Source organism: Candidatus Rokuibacteriota bacterium (assembly GCA_016209385.1).
Lineage (GTDB): Bacteria > Methylomirabilota > Methylomirabilia > Rokubacteriales > CSP1-6 > JACQWB01.
This window is the reverse complement of the sequence record JACQWB010000205.1, coordinates 32,419-50,243: the sequence shown is the minus strand read 5'-3', so window position 1 is coordinate 50,243 and position 17,825 is coordinate 32,419. Positions and strand designations below refer to the sequence as shown.

19 protein-coding genes are annotated in these 17,825 nt (G+C 69.7%); all 19 read right to left on the bottom strand.

Going from position 1 to position 17,825, the window contains the following annotated elements; all coding sequences use genetic code 11:
• Nucleotides 1–313: 313 nt before the first annotated feature.
• The 19 genes from HY726_15090 to fliG all read right to left on the bottom strand — a co-directional run bounded on the left by HY726_15090 (nucleotide 314) and on the right by fliG (nucleotide 17,822).
• Entirely contained in the window at nucleotides 314–1,405 is a 1,092-nt protein-coding gene (locus tag HY726_15090) for a hypothetical protein (GenBank protein MBI4610323.1), read from the bottom strand.
• On the bottom strand, nucleotides 1,395–3,539 hold the full coding sequence (gene flhA, locus HY726_15085; GenBank protein MBI4610322.1) for a flagellar biosynthesis protein FlhA: 2,145 nt from the start codon (nucleotides 3,537–3,539) through the stop codon (nucleotides 1,395–1,397). Before flhA ends, HY726_15090 begins: the two co-directional genes overlap by 11 nt.
• The gene (flhB, locus tag HY726_15080; protein ID MBI4610321.1) at nucleotides 3,536–4,612 is read right to left on the bottom strand and encodes a flagellar biosynthesis protein FlhB; all 1,077 of its coding nucleotides are present in this window, start codon (nucleotides 4,610–4,612) and stop codon (nucleotides 3,536–3,538) included. The genes flhA and flhB overlap by 4 nt, the downstream gene beginning before the upstream one ends.
• Nucleotides 4,602–5,402 carry a flagellar biosynthetic protein FliR gene (gene fliR / locus HY726_15075; GenBank protein ID MBI4610320.1) on the bottom strand — a complete coding sequence of 267 codons (801 nt, stop codon included), beginning with the start codon at nucleotides 5,400–5,402 and terminating at the stop codon, nucleotides 4,602–4,604. Before fliR ends, flhB begins: the two co-directional genes overlap by 11 nt.
• Before the next feature lie 150 nt (nucleotides 5,403–5,552).
• Nucleotides 5,553–5,822, bottom strand: a complete 270-nt coding sequence (fliQ, locus tag HY726_15070; GenBank protein MBI4610319.1) for a flagellar biosynthesis protein FliQ — start codon at nucleotides 5,820–5,822, stop codon at nucleotides 5,553–5,555.
• A gap of 10 nt (nucleotides 5,823–5,832) precedes the next feature.
• The gene (fliP, locus tag HY726_15065) at nucleotides 5,833–6,588 is read right to left on the bottom strand and encodes a flagellar type III secretion system pore protein FliP (GenBank protein ID MBI4610318.1); all 756 of its coding nucleotides are present in this window, start codon (nucleotides 6,586–6,588) and stop codon (nucleotides 5,833–5,835) included.
• Complete coding sequence (locus HY726_15060) at nucleotides 6,585–6,899, bottom strand: flagellar biosynthetic protein FliO (protein MBI4610317.1); 315 nt, start codon at nucleotides 6,897–6,899, stop codon at nucleotides 6,585–6,587. The genes fliP and HY726_15060 overlap by 4 nt, the downstream gene beginning before the upstream one ends.
• A gap of 232 nt (nucleotides 6,900–7,131) precedes the next feature.
• Nucleotides 7,132–8,025, bottom strand: a complete 894-nt coding sequence (gene fliN / locus HY726_15055) for a flagellar motor switch protein FliN (protein MBI4610316.1) — start codon at nucleotides 8,023–8,025, stop codon at nucleotides 7,132–7,134.
• Nucleotides 8,022–9,023, bottom strand: coding sequence for a flagellar motor switch protein FliM (fliM, locus tag HY726_15050; GenBank protein MBI4610315.1), 1,002 nt, complete (start codon nucleotides 9,021–9,023; stop codon nucleotides 8,022–8,024). Before fliM ends, fliN begins: the two co-directional genes overlap by 4 nt.
• Nucleotides 9,020–9,511: a flagellar basal body-associated FliL family protein gene (locus HY726_15045; protein MBI4610314.1), complete on the bottom strand. Its 492-nt coding sequence runs from the start codon at nucleotides 9,509–9,511 to the stop codon at nucleotides 9,020–9,022. The genes fliM and HY726_15045 overlap by 4 nt, the downstream gene beginning before the upstream one ends.
• The gene (locus HY726_15040) at nucleotides 9,495–9,719 is read right to left on the bottom strand and encodes a flagellar FlbD family protein (GenBank protein ID MBI4610313.1); all 225 of its coding nucleotides are present in this window, start codon (nucleotides 9,717–9,719) and stop codon (nucleotides 9,495–9,497) included. Before HY726_15040 ends, HY726_15045 begins: the two co-directional genes overlap by 17 nt.
• 11 nt (nucleotides 9,720–9,730) lie before the next feature.
• Entirely contained in the window at nucleotides 9,731–10,957 is a 1,227-nt protein-coding gene (locus HY726_15035) for a flagellar hook protein FlgE (GenBank protein ID MBI4610312.1), read from the bottom strand.
• A gap of 15 nt (nucleotides 10,958–10,972) precedes the next feature.
• Entirely contained in the window at nucleotides 10,973–11,647 is a 675-nt protein-coding gene (locus HY726_15030; GenBank protein ID MBI4610311.1) for a flagellar hook capping protein, read from the bottom strand.
• 188 nt (nucleotides 11,648–11,835) lie between these two features.
• Nucleotides 11,836–12,531, bottom strand: coding sequence for a flagellar hook-length control protein FliK (locus HY726_15025; GenBank protein MBI4610310.1), 696 nt, complete (start codon nucleotides 12,529–12,531; stop codon nucleotides 11,836–11,838).
• Nucleotides 12,532–13,562: 1,031 nt separating this feature from the next.
• Nucleotides 13,563–14,357, bottom strand: coding sequence for a hypothetical protein (locus HY726_15020; protein ID MBI4610309.1), 795 nt, complete (start codon nucleotides 14,355–14,357; stop codon nucleotides 13,563–13,565).
• The gene (gene fliJ / locus HY726_15015) at nucleotides 14,347–14,781 is read right to left on the bottom strand and encodes a flagellar export protein FliJ (protein MBI4610308.1); all 435 of its coding nucleotides are present in this window, start codon (nucleotides 14,779–14,781) and stop codon (nucleotides 14,347–14,349) included. The genes HY726_15020 and fliJ overlap by 11 nt, the downstream gene beginning before the upstream one ends.
• Complete coding sequence (locus HY726_15010; GenBank protein ID MBI4610307.1) at nucleotides 14,778–16,121, bottom strand: FliI/YscN family ATPase; 1,344 nt, start codon at nucleotides 16,119–16,121, stop codon at nucleotides 14,778–14,780. Before HY726_15010 ends, fliJ begins: the two co-directional genes overlap by 4 nt.
• A complete protein-coding gene (locus HY726_15005) occupies nucleotides 16,118–16,816 on the bottom strand; it encodes a hypothetical protein (protein ID MBI4610306.1) in 699 nt (232 codons plus the stop codon). The genes HY726_15010 and HY726_15005 overlap by 4 nt, the downstream gene beginning before the upstream one ends.
• Complete coding sequence (gene fliG / locus HY726_15000) at nucleotides 16,809–17,822, bottom strand: flagellar motor switch protein FliG (protein MBI4610305.1); 1,014 nt, start codon at nucleotides 17,820–17,822, stop codon at nucleotides 16,809–16,811. Before fliG ends, HY726_15005 begins: the two co-directional genes overlap by 8 nt.
• Nucleotides 17,823–17,825 lie beyond the last annotated feature (3 nt).

The following is a 17,825-nucleotide window of genomic DNA, read 5'->3' as shown; positions in this document are numbered from 1 at the left end:
GTCATCTTCGTCATGTGGAGTCGGCAGGTGCCATACGACGAGACCTACCACCTGGCGACCATGGCGCGGCAGCAGTTACGCCGGGCGGCGTGACCGTGAAAAAAAAAGTTCTTGACAAGGGTCATAGAAAGTCTCCCCCGGTGGCAGTTCGAGCCGAGGGGCTCCCGACGAGCCGCAGGCGAGGAGAGCCACGAGGCGAGGCCCGAGTGAAATTGCGCGGGCCGGGCGGGTACCCGGGCCGGAGGCCGGGGTGTGCCGGAGGCATGGGTACGCGCTCGAAAGGCCCCGGGGCAGATTAGTGATGCCGGGTTTCTCATGCGGCGTTTCCCGAGACGATCGCGGTCGCGATCCGCTCTGGCCGAGCTTCCTCCAGGTCGTCGGGGACCTCCTGTCCGATGCCGAGCCAGGTGAGGGGGAGGGCGGTCGCGTGGCTCACGCTCAGGATGCCTCCGTAGTGCGAGGTCTCGTCGAGCTTGGTGAAGCAGAGCCGGTTGGGTCGGAGCCTGGCGAAGCCCTTGGCGGCTCCGAGGAGGTCGACCGAGCGTGTGGTTGCGGGCAGGACGAGGTGGACCTCGTCGGCGTGGGCGGCGTCGAGGAAGGGCACGAGCTTGTCCACGGACGAGCCCAGAGGGCTCCGGCCGATGGTGTCGATGAACACCAGGTCCTGGCTGTCCAGCGCGGCGAGTGCCCGGTCCATCTCATCGGGCTCGGTAACGACCTGGAGGGGGCTCTTCAGCAGATCCGCGTAGACCTTGAGTTGAGGGATGGCTCCGATCCGATAGGTGTCCATGGTCACGAGACCGATCTTCCGCCCATGGGTGAGCTGAGCCGTCGCCGCGACCTTTGCCATCGTCGTGGTCTTCCCTGCGCCGGTCGGACCGACGAAGGCGATCCGTAGAGCCCGCCGGCCGGCCCGATCCCACCGGCTGGGCGCGACGGGCAGGCGGTCCGCCAGAAGTCGTGTCGTGGCAGCCGCGGTCACTTTGCCGCCTTTGCGTTGGAGGGTCCGGAGGAAGGTCTGCGCGGTCGCGTCGGAAACGTCTTGCTCGCAGAGGCGATGGTAGAAGACCTGGAGCGGCGCGGGAAAACGGATGTGATCCGCCGCAGCCTTGCGGCCGGCGAGCGCGCCGGTGCCGCCGGCGTCGAACTCCTTGAGCCCTGCGGGCAGCCTCGCCGGGTTTGCCTGCGCCGCTCCCGCGCGGGCCGCCCGAGCCGGTGGCACCACGTGAGGCACCGCGCCGTCGAGGGCCGCGAGCACCTCCACGCGCGGCCGGCCGAAGAGGCGCCCGAGGCCCGCCGGCGGGAGCGTCTTGGTGTGAAGGAGGACGGCGTCTTCCCCGAGTTCCCGACGGACGGCCGCGAGGGCCTCGGGAACGCTGGCAGCTTCGAACCGTTTAAGCAGCATGCTCGACCTCCACAGGCAAGCTGGGTTGCAGCGTCACAGTGGCCGGAAGCTCGGCATACGAGAGCACGCCGAGATGGGGGAACGATCGCTCGAGGAGCCGGCGCAGGTGCGGGCGGAGGTCCTGCGCGCACAGCAGACATGGCCGCGCTTCGCCCGGGGCAGCCTGCTCGAGGGCGCGCGCCACCCCGTTCACGAGCCCCTGGAGCGCGTGCGGCTCGAGGACCAACGCGCCGGCTCCCTCCCCGCGCTGAAGGCCGGCCCGGAGCAGTCGCTCCACGCCGGGGTTGAGCACGAGCGGACGCAGCGTCTTGTTCGGCCCGAGGTACGGGTGGATCACGGCAGCGGGGATGACGGCCCGCACCCGCTCGGCCAGGTAGGCCGGATCCTTCGTATGGGGAGCGTAGTCCGACAGGGCCTCGAGGATGGTGGGCAGGTCCCGGATGGACACCTCTTCGGCAAGGAGGAGCTGAAGAACCTTGTGCACGGCGCCGAGCGGCAGGAGCGCCGGGATGAGCCCATCCAGGACCGCGGGTTGGCTTGCCTTCACCTGGTCCAGCATCTCCTGAACCGCCTGGCGCGTGAGGAGCGTCGCGGCGTGGCGGCGAACCGTTTCGGAGAGGTGGGTGGCGACCACAGTCCCGGGGTCGACGACCGTGTATCCCGCCGCGCGAGCCTCGTCCTTCAGGGCGGGGGAGATCCACAGGGCCGGGACGCCGAAGGTGGGCTCGCGGGTCTCGATTCCGTCCAGCTGCCGGGTCGCCGTCCCCGGGTTGATTGCCAGGAGGCGATCCGGGGTCACTTCTCCCTGAGCCACCTCGAGCTCCTTGAGGCGGATGAGATAGCTATTGGGGCGAAGCTGCAGGTTGTCCCGAACCCGGACCGGCGGGACCGTGAACCCGAGGTCCAGCGCGAACTGCTGCCTCAGCGCCTTCACGCGCTCGAGGAGCTCCCCGCCCTGGGCGGGATCCACCAGCGGGATCAGGTTGTATCCCACTTCGAGGCTCAGGAGGTCGACCGGCGGGAGGCCCTCGGGTTTGTCGCGAGTGCCGCTCGCGGGCCCAGCGGATCCGGCGTGAGCCTGGGTCGGCTGGGGGCCGCGTCCGCGGAGCGCGTAGTTCGCCGCGGCCAGGAGTCCGGCGAGGAGGAGAAATGGCAGCGTCGGGAGACCCGGGACGAGGGCCAGGCTCCCGAGGACCCCCGCAGTGACGCCGAGGGCGCGCGGGCGCAGCGTGAGCTGGCTGACGAGATCCGACGAGAGGTCGGATTCGGCGGCGGCCCGGGTCACGACGATGCCGGCCGCGGTGGAAACGATCAGCGCGGGGATCTGCGTGACGAGACCATCGCCCACGGTGAGGATCGTGTACGCCTGAAGCGCGTCGACGAGCCCCACGCCCTGCTGGAGCACGCCGACAGCGAGCCCGCCCAGGATGTTGATGGCCGTGATGATCAGGCTTGCCACCGCGTCGCCCCGCACGAACTTGGACGCGCCGTCCATGGCGCCGTAGAAGTCGGCCTCCCGGGCGATGCCCTCCCGCCGGCGGCGGGCGTCCGCCTCGGTGATCAAGCCGGCGTTGAGGTCGGCGTCGATGGACATCTGCTTGCCGGGCATCGCGTCGAGGGTGAAGCGGGCCGCCACCTCGGCGATCCGGCCGGCGCCCTTCGTGATCACCACGAACTGGATGACCACGAGGATCAGGAAGACGACGAGCCCGACGACGTAGTTGCCTGCGAGAACGAACTGGCCGAACGCCCTGATCACCTCGCCGGCCGCGGCCGGGCCTTCGTGGCCGTGGAGGAGAATGAGCCGGGTCGAGGCCACGTTGAGCGCCAGGCGGAGGAGCGTGAGCACGAGGAGCAGGGACGGGAAGGCCGAGAACTCCACGGGCTTCAGGATGTACATGGCGACGAGCAGGGTCAGGAGCGCGACGGAAAGGTTGGCGCTCAGGAGGATGTCCAAGACGACCGTGGGGAGCGGGATCACCATCATCCCGAGAATCCCCAGGACCGCGCCCGCCAGCCCCAGGTCGGTGAAGACGATGGCGGGCCCGCCGGCCAGCCCCGCCGGGTAGCCCCGCTCAGCGCGGAGGGACGCGGGTCCGCCGCCGGTGCGCGGTGCCGCGCCCGCGGTCCTCATGCGACGGGCCTCGGATGCTGGCGCTGGCTCAGCATGTACACGTAGGCCAGGACCTCGGCCACAGCGCGGTAGAGCGAGGCCGGGATTTCGCCGCCGAGTTCGACCGACTTGTAGAGCGCCTGGGCCAGCGGTGGGTGCTCGACGATCGGGACTCCCGCCGTGCGGGCGCGCTTTTTGATCTCCTCGGCGATGAGCCGGGCGCCCTTGGCCACCACCTTGGGCGCCCGCATGGTCTCGCGATCATACCTGAGCGCCACGGCCAGGTGCGTCGGGTTTGTCACGACCACATCGGCCTTCGGAACCTCGCTCATCATCCGGCGCATGGCGTACTGCCGGTGAAGGTGTCGAGCTCGGGCCCGGATGTGCGGGTCGCCCTCGCTCTGCCGCATCTCTTCCTTGACCTCTTCCCGGGTCATGCGGAGGCTCCGGAGATGGGTCCATCGCTGATAGCCGTAGTCCAGGAGCGCCAGAACGAGGTAGGCCGCGCCGATGCGCCAGAGGAGCGTGAGCGTCACTTCCGTCACGGTCGCCACAGCCGCCGACGGGTCGCGTCCCGCGAGCGTGACAAGCTCGGCGACGCGGGGCCGCAGGGTGATGAAGGCGATCCCGCCGATCGTGGCGAGCTTGAGGGGGCCCTTGAGAAGCTCGGCCAGCATGTGTCGGGCGAAGAGCCGCTTGAGTCCCTGGAACGGGTTCAGCTTCCCCCAGTTGGGCTCGAGCGTCCGGGTCGTGAAGAGGAACCCGACCTGAAGCACGTTGGCCCCGATGCCCACGACGGCCAGGAGGAGCACCGGTGGGAGGACGAGGTTGAGGAAGAGCGCGAAGACCTCGATGCTGTAGTCGTGGATCGCGCCAGGATGCCACTCGCCGACCTGAACGCGGGTCAGGAGCGCAGGAAGGAGCTCGGTCAGCGCACGGCTCCAGCCGGTACCGGCCCACGTGAGAAAGCCAGCGGCGCCGAGGATCGTAAACGCGGTCCCGACCTCCGGGCTCCGGGCAATCTGTCCCTTGCGCCGCGCCTCCTCCAGGCGTCTACCCGTCGGCGCTTCGGTTCGTTCGGGCTCATCGGCCATGGCTGAGGCTCCGGAGGAGCCCCACGAAGTGGGCCTCCATCTGTCTGATCTCCCCGCCGATCAGGCTCCCCATCAGGTCCAGGTTGAGGAGGAAAACGAGGAGTCCCACCGTGATCATCAGGGGGAAGCCGACGAGAAGGATGTTCATCTGCGGGATGCTCCTCGCCAGCAGCACGAGGATGAGGTTGGCGATGAAGAGCGCGCCGAGCGTGGGGCCTGCCAGGGCCAGGCCCAGCGTGAACATGCGGGACGCCAGGGGGAGGACGCTTTCCAAGAGTTCGGGGCTGAACCACCAGCCGCCGAGGGGAACCACGCGGAAGCTCTCAACTGCCGCCGCGACCACCAGGTGGTGGCCGTCGAGGGTCAGGAAGAGCAGGATCACCAGCATATCGAAGAGATGGGTGAGCACGGTGACCTGATTCCCCTGGGTGGGATCGAACACCGCGGCAAAACCGAACCCCATCTGCACCCCCATCAGCTCTGCCGCAAAGGTCGCCGCGGCCGTGATGAGATGCGCGATGAACCCGAGGAGGAGTCCCACCGCGAGCTCGCCGGCGACGCGCAGGGCGAGCTCGACGGCGTCGGCCGCCGCCGGCGGTGGCGCGGTCGCGATGGCGGACCAGGCGAGCCCGACCAGCGCGAAACCCAACCCCACGCGCGCGTGGATCGGCACCCGCGGATGGTTGAATGGCGGCGCGAGGGCCAGGAGGCCGCCGAGCCGGGCTGCGGCCAGGAGGAACCATTCGATGTGGCGCGGATCGAAGGGCCACAGGCCGACCGGCACAGTCATATGGCTCGGAGGGGGGCCACCCACGCCTTCGGCGCGGGTACCCGCCCCTTCCGATTCCTCCCCCCGATAGATTGCGCCGGCCAAGCCGGCGCTCGAAACCCTGGAGCAGCGTGACGTGACATGGCAGGTGTCATCGGGTACGCTCCGCAGTCATCCGGCGAACCTCGAGAGCCCGCCCAGGAGCCCCTGCGTGAACTCGACGAGCAGACTGAGCATCCACGGCCCGAGGAAGATCAGGATCAGGATCGAGGCCACCAGCTTTGGAAGAAACGTGAGCGTGACCTCCTGGATCTGGGTCACCGCCTGGAAGATGGAAACCAGGAGCCCGGCCAGGAGCCCGGCCCCCAGGATCGGCCCGGCGAGGAGCAGCGTCGTCCACAGCGCTTGGCGGGCCAGGTCCACGGTCATCTCGGGGGACATTGCGTTCGCGTCAGCGGTAGCTCGTGACCAGCGAGCGGATGACGAGGTGCCAGCCATCCGCCATGACGAACAGCAGAATCTTGATCGGCAGCGAGACGAGGATCGGTGGGAGCATCAGCATGCCCATGGACATGAGCACGCTGCCCACCACCATGTCGATGACGAGGAACGGGATGAAGATGACGAAGGAGAGCTGGAACGCCGTCCTCAGCTCGGAGATGACGAAGGCCGGGATCAGGACGTGGGTCTGAACGTCTCCCGGGCGATTCGGGCGCGGGCTCCGCGAGAGGTCCACCATGAGCGCCAGGTCACGCTCCCGGGTCTGCCGCAGCATGAACGCGCGAACCGGCGCGAGTCCCCGCTCCAGTGCCCGTTCCGGTCCGATCTGGCGGGCCAGGTAGGGTGCGAGGGCGTTCCGGTGGATCTCCTGGCCGACGGGGGCCATGATGAACGCGGTCAGGAACAGGGACAGCCCGATGATGATCTGGTTGGGCGGCATCTGCGCGGTTCCGAGGGCGTGGCGGAGGAAGGAGAGGACGATCAGCACGCGCGTGAACGAGGTCAGGAGAACGAGGATCGACGGGGCCAGCGCCAGCACCGTCAGCAGCGCCACGAGCTGGAGCATCGTGGAGACTTCGCTCGGGTCGGTCAGGTCGGCTTCCGTGAAGGAGATCCGCGGGAGCGGGAGCGCCTGGGCGGTCCCCGACAGGAGCAGGAGGGCCGCGAGGGTGGCGCCGATCAGGCCCAGGGTAGGGCTGTGCCTCATCGGGATTGCCCCCCGAGGCGCGCCCGGAGCGACCTCAGCTGGGTGGGGAGGTGCGGGTTCCCCTCCGGCTCGTCCGCCTGGCCGCGCCCCACCCAGGCCGTAGGCGCGGGGACCCCACCGGTGGCGACTTCTGCCTCGGGCCATGCGTCGAGCGGGACGATGCGCCCGGCGCTCACGCCGATCAGGATTGTCCGGGTTCCCACGCGGACCAGGCAGAGGTACTCCTTCGGGCCGAGGAGGGTGCGGCCCTCGATCCGGATCGGCCCGTTTCCGCCGGGTAAGAACCGCGCGAGGGGGAGCCGGCGGAGCAAGCGCGAGCCTCCGTACAAAAGGCCGGCCACCGCCAGGGAAGCCAGGCCGAGTCGCCAGAGGGAGCCGCTGAGCGTGGGCGCCGCTGAGTTGGGCGCCGCGGCGTCATGGCCTCGAACCGGATCCGCGCCTGCCGGGGCAGACGCGAGGGCGAGGAGGAGTCCAGCCAGTATCACCCACCTGCGGCTTATGCGCATGTCCGCTCGCCGGTGCTTCCCTTCGCGCGTGCCGGCGTCACCGGAGGCTCCGGATGCGGTCCGCGGGGCGGCTGATATGGGTGAGCCGTACCCCGAAGTTCTCGTCGATGATCACCACTTCGCCCCTGGCGATCGAACGATCGTTGACGAGGATCTCGACCGGTTCCCCCGCGAGCCGGTCCAGTTCGACCACCGATCCCGGGCCGAGGGCCAGGATGTCCCGAATCAGCATCTTGGTGCGTCCCAGCTCGACCGTGATCGGCAGCGTAATGTCCAGGATCAGGTCGAGCCCGGGCGGCGGAGCATCGGCGGACGCCTCGTCCGTTGCCGGCTCCCGGGAGGCCGGCGCGTGCCGGGCCGACAGCTCCTCGGCCACGGTGTCCGGAATCATCAACGCGAGCGTGGCCCGCTGGCTCCCGTCCACCGACAGCCAGGCCAGGGCTGCCGAGTGCGCCGGTGGCGTCCATGGATCGCCGGCCTCGATGACCTGGAGGTCTGCCGGGGCGAAGGAAACGGGACGGCCGAGCAGCCCCTTGAGCGACGAGCCGGCTGAGGCCATCATCTGGTTCACCATCTCGCGGAGCGCGTTTTCGTGGTCCGCCGAGAGGACGGCGGACTCGTCAGGGTCTTCGCCGATCGCGAGCTGCGCCAACCCGGCCGCATCCGCCCGCGGCAGGACCAACGCATGCGCGCCGCCGGAGCCTCGGCTGAAGCGGAGCTCGGCGACCATCCAGGGCAGCGGCAGCCGCTCCCTGAGCGCCTCGGTCCGCTCCAGGGGCCTCGGGTCCAGGTCGATGGTGATCGCGCGGTTGAGGAGCGTGGACAGGGCCGCCGCGCCGCCGGCGAGGAGGGTCCCGCAGTAGGCGCGCATCACTTCTTCGAGCGAGCGGTCGGACGGCGCCGTGGTCAGCGCGGAAAGCTTTGCGGTCATCGGGCACGCTTCCTTTCGTTCTGGCGGTCAGTGATCTCCACCGCCAGGTGGTGACGGCTCACTCCGGGTTTGCCTTTGAACTTCGTCAGCTGGCCGACCGTGACCATCACGGGGATCGTCGGCCCAGTGTTCAAGGCGAGCATCGACCCCTCGGCCAGGCTCAACAGATCCCGCACCCTGACCGAGGTCTGGCCCAGCACGACCCGGACCTCGAGGGGGGTGTGGAGGATCTCACCGACCAGGTGGTCTCGGGTTTCCGCATCCGGGTTGGCCTTGGTTGTGGAGAGCCACGGCTGGGCACCGAAGCGCGGGATCAGCGGTTCGAGCAGGAGATAGGGGTACCCGATCGTCATCCCACCGGTGACCTCACCCATCCGGAGCCGGAACGAGGCGACGAGGATGACCTCGTTCGGGGAGGTGATCTGGAGAAACTGCGAGTTGGTTTCCAGGTTCAGGATCCGCATCACGAACGCGCCGACCTGTTGCCAGGACTGCTGCAGCTCCACCACGGCCTGGAGGCCGATCCGCTCGATGATGGCCCGCTCGATCTCGGTGAATTCCCGGATCGGGCCGCTGGCCGCACCGCTCCCACCGAGGAGGCGATCGATCATCGCGAAGGCGAGCGGCGAGTTCACCTCCAGCACCGCTTCTCCGTTGAGCGGCTCCATGTTGAAGGTGAAGGCGCAGGCCGGAGTCCCGATCGCCAGCACATACTCGGCATAGGGGATCTGCTCGACGGCCTCCAGCTCAACGTCCACCACCGTCCGGAGCATTCCCGAGAGGGAGGCGGTGACGCGTTTGGCGAAATCGTCGTGGAGCACATGGAGGGCGCGGAGCTCGTACTTGGAGAGCCGGCTGGGTTGCCGGAAGTCATAGGGGACGGCACGCCGGTCGGCGCTGTGCCGCTTTGGGGTCGTCGCGGTCGCCACCTCCCCGCGGTGCACGGCGGAGAGGAGCGCGTCAATCTCCTCCTGGCTCAGGATCTCTTCAGGCTTCATTGCACGATGAACTCGGTGAAGAAGGCACGGACCAGGACCGGCCCCTTGAGCTCTGCGTTGAGGCGGTCGCGGAGCCGTTCTTTGAGACTGTCCCGCTGCTCGGCGTCCAGGAGCTCGGTGAGCGACGCGTTCGCCAGCACGCCGAGGCTCGTGTCCGTGAGGCGGGGCCGGAGCTCTTCCAGGAGCTTTTCGCTCTGGCCGGGGGCCATCGCAAACTCGATCGTGGTCTTCAGGTAGCGCCGGCCGTCAGTCCTGGCGACGTTGACGACGAGCGAGCCCAGCCGCCAGGTCCGGTACGCCGCCTGGCCGTGGGCCTTTGGCGAGTACGCTGACCACCACCAACCGGTGGCCCAGCCAGTGGCGAGGGCGAGCAGCACGGCCGCTCCCGCCATCAGGAGGCGGCCGCGTGGGTTCCGAGCGGGCACACCCACTTCGTGGGTAGCCGGCGCGGCCGCCGCCTGCGCGGTTCCCTTACTCTGCACTTCCATGGCGTGTTCCTCTGGACTTTGACGCGTGGGGCCGGCCTCGGCTGTGCGCCGTCTCCATCAGCTCCCGCACAGTCGCCGGGCTTTCCCTGACCTGGAGCCTGAGGCCGGTGGTCAGCGCGACGGTCGTCGCCGGCTCGTCTTCGACCGACTCGATCAGCTCCGCGCGCACCGAGAAGCGGACTCCGTTGACGGCGGTCAGGGTGATCATGCCGCGTCTCCTTACTGCTTGATGTTGACGATGGTCTGGAGCACCTCGTCGCCGGCCCGGAGCACGCGCGCGCTGGCCTCGAAGCCGCGCTGGGCGGTGATCAGGTCGGTGAACTCCTGCGCGAGATCCACGTTGGACTGCTCGAGCCCTCCCGGGATGAGGCTGCCCCGGCCGCCGGTGCTGGGGGCGCCGATGTTCGGGACACCGGCGTTCCCCGACTCGCGGAAGAGGTTGGACCCCTCGCGGATCAGCCCGCCCGGGTTGGCGAAGAGCGCGAGCTGGATGGTGTCGATGGTCTGGTTCTCGCCGTTATTGTAGAAGCCCGTGATGACGCCGTTCGTCCCCACGCTGAAGGACTGGAGCTGCCCGGCGGCATTGCCGTTCTGGCTCGCGAGGGCGAGGGTCGAGCTTCCGGCGACCCCGGTCACCGGCACGGTGTTGGTAGCCGAGCCGAAGTCCAGCGTGACCGTCTGGGGCGTGGTGGCCCCGGCCGTGGCTGCGTAGGTGATGCCGAGGCTGCCTGTGGCGCCGCTGGAGATGGTGCCGGAGGTGTCGAACACGACGTTGCCGGTGGCGCCGCTCAGGCCGGAGATGTTGGCGTCGGACTCGGTGACGGCCCAGTCCCAGCGGCCGGCGGCGGCGGCGAAGTTCTTGGTGAAGGTGATGGTCAGAGTATGCGGGCTGCCGAGGGAATCGCGAACGCTGAAGGTGGCCACGTAGGTGCTGGCGTCAGCCGCGGAGGCGTCCAGGTTGCCGCCGAAGAGCGCCGAGGCCGTGGCGGTGGCAGCGATGGTCTTGCCGGGCAGCACGGTGATGTCGCCGTTGACGCCCTGGACCTTGAAGCCGCTCACCGAGTCCACGAGCGTGCCGTTGGCGTCCACGGTGAAGGCCCCGGCGCGCGTGAAGTGCCGGGTGCCGTTGCCGTCTTTCAGGGCGAACAGCCCCTGGCCCTGGATCGCCAGGTCGGTCGGGTTGTTGGTGGTCTGGATCGCGGCCTGGTCGAAGTCGACCTGGACCGCGGCGAGCTGGACGCCGAGGCCGACCTGCACGGGGTTGCTCCCGGCCGAGTTGGCCGACGGGATCGTTTCGCCGCGGACGGTCTGGCTCAGGATGTCCGCGAAGGTCGCCCGCGCGCCCTTGAAGCCCGGGGTGTTGATGTTGGCGATGTTGTTGCCGATCACGTCGATGGCGGCCTGGTTCGAGCGGAGGCCGCTGACGCCGGTTGAGAGGATGCTCATGGGGGTTCCTCCTTGTTAGTTGGGTGTGGCGATAGCCGTGAGGTCGGAGACGGCTACCTGGATGGGACCGAGGGAAACCACGGGGATTCCGTTCTGGAGCGTGACGCCGGTGACGAGGCCGGTGATCGCGGAGACCGGTGCGAGCTGGCCTCCGGGGCCTGCCGCGAGCACCCGGTAGCGGTAGCTGCCGACTGGCAGCGGGCTGCTTCCGTCCCCCCGGCCGTCGAAGGCGACCAGGTGCGGGCCCGCGGATTGACCGCCCAGATTGAGCCGCTTGACGACCACCCCCTTCGCGTCGGTGACCTCGACCAGCACCTGCGAGGCGTCGGCCGGAAGCGCGTACGCGAGCTCCACGGGCCGCCCCAGGAAGCTGAATGTGGCGCTCAGCCCGATCACTTGCCGCCCCAGCAGGCCGGAGGCCCCGGTGAGGAGCGAGTTGCCCGCGCCGGACGCCGCCAGCGAATCCTGAATCGCGCGGAGCGACTCCAGGCTGGAGAACGCGGTCGACTGGTTGACGAACTGGTCGTTCGAGAGCGGGTTCAGCGGGTTCTGGTTTCGAAGCTGGGCGACCAGGAGCCTCAGGAAGTCCTCCTTCTCGAGGCGGTCCTGTCGCGTTTTGGCCGCGCCCCGCACCATGTTGATCAGCGGTGGGAGCACGGCGCCCAGGATCGGGAGCAGTGGCAAGGCCATGTTTTCCTCCTAGATTCCTCGGAGGGGGGCACGCCCCCCTTCCGATTCCTCCCCCCACTTGCGCGGGCCGGGCGGGTACCCGGGCCGAAGGCCCGGGTGCGCCGAAGGCGTGGGTGCGCGCTCGGAGAGGACCGTCAGTTCCGTCGAGCTGAAGTCGGAAAGTACGCCCTTGGTCACGGGGCCTCCTCCTAGATGGTGAGATCCACGCGGGGCGCGGGGCCCGCGCTGGTCATGCGGGAGCGCGGCCCGAGGCGATCGCGGGGCTCCGCGCGCCTGGGGCGCTCCGCAGAGCGATCCGGATCGCTCCGGGGTCTGGCGACATCGAGATCGACGCGGACAGTCAGCGAGGCGACCTCGAGCCCGCGACTCGCCAGGGCCGCTTGAAGCTCCGGGAGCGCCTGGCTGAGGAGGGTCTGGGTCTCGGGCCGCTCGGCATCAATGTTCAGGGCGAGCGCATCGCGGCTCGCCGTCACGCGCACGCGCACCCAGCCGAGCGTGGGCGGCTCCAGGTGGACGCGCATCTCGGTGCGCCCGTCCTGCCGGAGGATCCGTGCGGCCCGGACAATCTGATCCACGGGAAGCGCGGGCGCGTCGGCAGCGGTCGGCACCGGAGTCTGAAGCGGGTGGGCCTCGTCGGGGAGTCCGGCGCGGAGCGGGGCCTCGACGGTGACCTGGATCTCGCGCGTACCGCCGCTCAGGACGGCACGCTCATCGACGGAGTCCAGACCCAGCTCCGTTGGGAGGCGAGGCGCAGGCTCCTCGGTCGGGAGCCGAGTCGCCTGGGTCGGGATGACCCGTTGCGATCCCGCTTGGGGGAAACCGATGACGGGCGCTGCGATCCGCTGGACCGGCGCCTCCTGGGCTCTGTCCTGCCGTTCTGCCACGATCGCCTGCGGCGGTTCGGAGGGCCGACGCTGAGCTGGCGAACGTCCTTCGATCAGAGTCTGAGGCACGATCGGAGAGCCCGAATGGGCATGGCCGTCAGGTGCTGACCCGCCTGAGGGATCCCGGGAGACGGCGTCTCCGATCGGAGCGCCGCGCTGAGCTTGGGCCTCGGCACCCGGGGTCGGCGAGCCGTGCTCGCCAGCGCCGGGGGACGCGGGCGGCGTGCCTCCGAGCACTCCGCGACCGGTCCAAGCGGGGAGAGGGTCGGCGGCGACCGCCGCCGGGGCCTCCGAGCTTCGCGGGGACCGGTCGAGCGGAAGTGCCGGGTCGATCACCGGCGCGACCGATCTGCCCGTCGAAGACGCCGCGGCAGCGGCTGGCGTGCCGAGTGTCGGAGGGGTATTCATGGCGTGCTGGCCGGCATCAGGGGACGCTGGCGGCGTACCTCCGGGGAGCCCGCGATCGGTCGAAGCGGGGAGCGGGGCGCCGGCGATGGCTGCCGGAGCGTCCGAGCTACGGGGGGACCGGTCGACCGGAAGTGCCGGGTCGATCACCGGCGCGACCGATCTGCCCGTCGAAGACGCCGCGGCAGCGGCTGGCGTGCCGAGTGTCGGAGGGGTTTCAATCGCGTCCCGGTCGCCAGCGGCTAAGGCGGTGAGGACCTGGGTGACCGCGACGCCGTCTGGGCTCGCGATGGCAGGAGCCCGACCGACCGGGGAGCGCGGCGGACTCCACCCTGCAGCCGCACCCTCCATGCTGGTCTGAGGTGCCGGAGGGTAGACGCCCGACGTCAGCGGCCGGGAGCGATCCTGCGACCCGGCTTCGGCGCCGGGGCTTCCTCCGCCCGGCATCGGAGTCGCAAGCGCCGCGGGTTCGACCGGCGTTGGAACGGCGAGGAGCAAGGACGCGAAGTCGTGTGGGTCGGGCAACCCCTCGGAAGTGCCATCTCTGGACGGCTCAACCGCACTCGGGCTCGGGTCGCTCAACTGTCCTGGGTCCATCAGCGACATGAGGTCTACGCGAGTTGGGATCACGGGGTAGGCTCCTTTTGGGCCTCGCCTCCGTCTGATTTGCTCGGGCCTCGCCTCGTCGCTGGCGCCGGCGATGAAGCTGCCGGCGCCGAAGCGCCTCGGCTCGAACTGCCGTGCCCGGGGCTCGTCGGGAGCCCCTCGGCTCGAATTTCCACCGGGCCTCTCACGATCTCGCTCGTCAGGGTTGCGGCCTGTGCAGGATCGATGGCCCCGAGCACACGGGCGGCCTTTCGGGGCGCCATCTCTGTCAGAATCTGTGCGGCGACCTTTGGCTCGACCCGGGAGAGAATGCTCGCCGCCTCCTGCGGGCGCATCGATCCGTAGATCTCGGCCAGGGCGGGCGCGCCCTGAGCGAGCGCCGGGCGCGGCTGTTGAACTTCGAGCCGAGGGACGTCGGCCATGCCGTGAGGCAGGCCCGTCACGAGGCGAGACCCGAGTGGATTTTCGAGCCGAGGGACGTCGGCCATGCCGTGAGGCAGCGGGCACCCGGGGCACCCAGCGAAGCTGGGTTCCGCGGGTCGCACGAGGCGAGACCCGATGGCTGTGGGATGGCTCGGGACGTCTCGGGTCGTGGTCTCCTCCGCTTGAAGCGGTAGCTCGTCCTGGCGCAGGGAGGCCGGCGACGGCTGGGGTGCGGATGCGTCATCCGCCGTGGCCGAGACAGGGGCACCGGGCTCGTGAAACTTGGCGAGGATCATGACGCCGAACCCCGACCACGCGAAGCCTGCGGCGCCGGCGGCCAGGAGCAGCGCAGTGGTACCGACGCCGAGCAGCAACCGCGGGCTACGCTTCACCCCATACCCCCGTGGCGCGAAGCCGGAGGATGGCCGCCAAGTCATCGGTCACGGCCTGCTCCCGACGCTCCGCCTCAAGTCGTCGCTCCTCAAGGGTCCGGGTCTCGAGTTCCTCCGCGACCCGTCGGTCCCGGTGACGCTCGGTCCAGACGGCCCGGGCCTCGTCCAGGGCGACTTCCGCCCGGGCAAGCGAAGCTGCGAGGGCGGTCTCGGTCGCCTCGATGGCGGTGATCTGGCCGTGGACGCCCGTGGATCCCGGCGCTGCCGCGAACGCCGATTCGACCCAGCGCTGACGGAGCACGCCGAGGGTCGCCAGGCCGTCCTCGAGCGCCGCCACGGTATGGCGAGCCTGAGCGATGGCGATCTCGGCATCGCGCTCAACGACCCGCCTGACCCGGAGGAGCGCGCTGTAGGGCGTGCTCATGCGCGACGCTCCGCGGCGGGCTCCCGAACCAGAGTGGCCAGCCGGGCGAGCGTGTCCTCAAACGCGGTCCGGTCGCTCACGGCCTGGGTGAGAAAGTCGAGGATTTGATCCCAGCGCGCGATCGCCCGGTCGGCGGTGGGAAGCCCACCCGCTCGATACGCGCCAAGGGCCAGCAACGGCTCGACCTCCCGGTGAGCCGCGATGAGCGCCCGCAAGGACTGGGCGAGGGCTTGGTGCTCTGGCGTCACGATGTCGATCATGCAGCGGCTCACGCTCCCGAGGACATCGATGGCGGGGAAGTGCCCGTGCGCGGCGAGGGCGCGGGAGAGGACGATGTGGCCGTCGAGGATCGCGCGCACCGCGTCGGCCACCGGCTCGTTGGGATCGTCGCCTTCGACCAGAATCGTGTACAGCCCGGTGATGGACCCGGGCCCCGGGCAGGTGCCGGCCCGTTCCAGGAGCCTCGGGAGGAGGGCGAACACCGACGGCGGGTATCCGCGGGTGGTCGGGGGTTCGCCGACCGCGAGGCCGACCTCGCGTTGGGCCGCAGCGAAGCGTGTCAGCGAGTCCATCATCAGGAGCACGGTCCGGCCCGCATCGCGGAAGTGCTCGGCGATGGCCGTGGCGGTGAAGGCCGCTTGGCGGCGGATCTGGGGCGGGGCATCGGAGGTGGCAACGACGACGACGGAGCGCTCCAGCCCTTCCGGCCCCAGGTCCTTTTCGATGAACTCGCGAACCTCACGCCCGCGCTCGCCGACCAAGCCGATCACGTTGACGTCGGCCGCAGCGTACCGGGCGATCATGCCAAGCAGGACACTCTTGCCGACTCCCGAGCCCGCGAAGATACCGATGCGCTGGCCGTAGCCGACGGTGAGGAGCCCATCGATGACTCGGAGGCCGCTGGCCAGCGGGCGTTCGACTCGCCGCCGGGTGAGCGGGTCTGGAGGCCGTCGATGATTCGTCACTGAGGTGCGGACGCGGATGGGGCCACAGGTGTCCATCGGCCGCCCCAGCCCGTCGAGGACGCGTCCGAGCAGCTCGACGCCCACGGGGATCCTGAGCCCGTGGCCCAGGGGCAGCACCTCCGATCCGGGAGCGACGCCGAGGAGTTCCGCGAGGGGCATGAGCAGCAGGCGGCCCTCCCGGAACCCCACGACTTCGGCGAGGGCGCCCTCCGGCGAGCCGGCGACCCCGATCCGGCAGAGGTCGCCCACCGGAACCGGAGGTCCCGTCGCTTCGATCACCAGCCCCACCACCCGGATGACCTTTCCGCGGGGCCGCACCAGTCGATCGGGAGTCAGCAGGTCGAGGCGAGCTTCCATCGCGGCAAGGCCCTTCATGCGGACTCCTGGAGGAGACGCACGGCCTCCTGAAGCTGGCGCTCAAGGGAGGCGTCGAGCATCAGCGCCTCGGTCTTGACCAGCGCGTGGCCTCGCTCCACGCTGTCGTGGGTCTCCAGCCGGAGTTCCGTGCCTGCCAGGAGGTCGCCCAGCGCGGATTTCGCACGTTCCAGGGCGTTCCGATCGTCGGGGTGCAGCGTGACCACGACCTCCCGGGCCGGAAGGATGGCCCGCACCGCGGTCCGCACCACTGCGCTGAGCGCGTCGGGGTTCAGCGTGAGCTCGGTCTGGAGAATGGCCTGCGCGAGGCGAAAAGCCAGACGGGGAAGGGTCTCGACGAGATCCCGCTCCGCCTCGGTGGCGGCCGCGACCAGTCGCCCGGCGCCGGCGGAGAGGGCCTGCACAGCCTGGCGGAGGGCCTCGCCTTCGGTCTGAAGGGCCGCTTCTTTCCCGCTCCGGAAGCCTTGCTCGCGCGCCTCCGCTTCCAGCTCCCGCGCGTGGGCCTTGGCCCTGGCGATGATCGCGCGGGCCATCCGGTGAGCCTCGCGGACGACGGTCAGGCCCTCAGTTTCGGGCTCGGACTGGGCGAGCTCGGTGTCGGCGGTGGAGGCCCCGGGTGGAGACAGCTGCGGGAGAACCACTGGCCGAACGGTCCCGCCCGTCGCGAGCGTCTGGGAGAAGGCTGGCCTAGACAACGGTCTCCTCGCTGTCCTTGCCCGGAACGATCACCTCGCCCTCGGCCTCCAGGGCGCGGATCGTCTGGACGATGCGCATCTGGGCTTCCTCCACGTCCTTGAGGCGGACAGGGCCCAGGTACTCGATCTCCTGCTTCAGCACGGTCTGAGCCCGCTCCGACAGGTTCTCGAAGATCTTCGCGCGGACCGCCTCGCCGGCCGCCTTGAGTGCCCTCGCCAGGTCGTCCTGTTCCACCTCCATCAGGACCCGCTGGATCGAGCGATCGTCGAGGCGGACGATGTCGTCGAAGGTGAACATCAGCCGTCGGATGTCCGTGGCGAGCTGTGCGTGGGTCTGCTCCAGGGACTCGAAAACCTGCTTCTCTGCCGACCGATCAATGCGGTTCAGGATGTCGGCCACGGTCTTGAGCCCGCCCACCAGGGCAACCTCCTGGTTGAGAAGCGAGGCCATACGCTTCTCCAGCACCTGGCCGATGGACTTGACGATGTCGGGGCTGGTGGTGTCCATCTTGGCCATGCGGAGCACGACCTGGGTCCGTGTCTCGGGCGGCAGCTTGGACAGCACGACCGCGGCGACCTCGGGCTCGAGGTTGGCCAGGATGAGGGCCACGGTTTGGGGGTGCTCGCGGCGGATGAAGTCGGACAACTGCTTGGGGTCGGTCTTCCGCATGGCGGCGAAGGGAGCGGGTTGGAGCGAGACCCGGAGGCGCGTCAGCACCTCGTCCGCGCGGCTCGGAGTGAACGCCTTCCGCAGGACCTCGCGGACGTAGGTGAGGCCGCCCCTGAGGATGTACGAGCGGGCCTGCGCGAGCGTTGAGAACTCCTCAAGGACCCCCTTCGTCATGTCGGAGGAGACCTCGCCGATGCGGCTGATCTCGGTGGTTATCTCCTCGATCTCGGCATCCGTGAGCCGCTTGAAGATATCCGCCGACGCGTCGGCGCCGAGCGTCACGAGGAGGATCGCCGCCTTTCGCGTGCCGGAGAGTGGCTCGATCGCGGCGGGCATCGC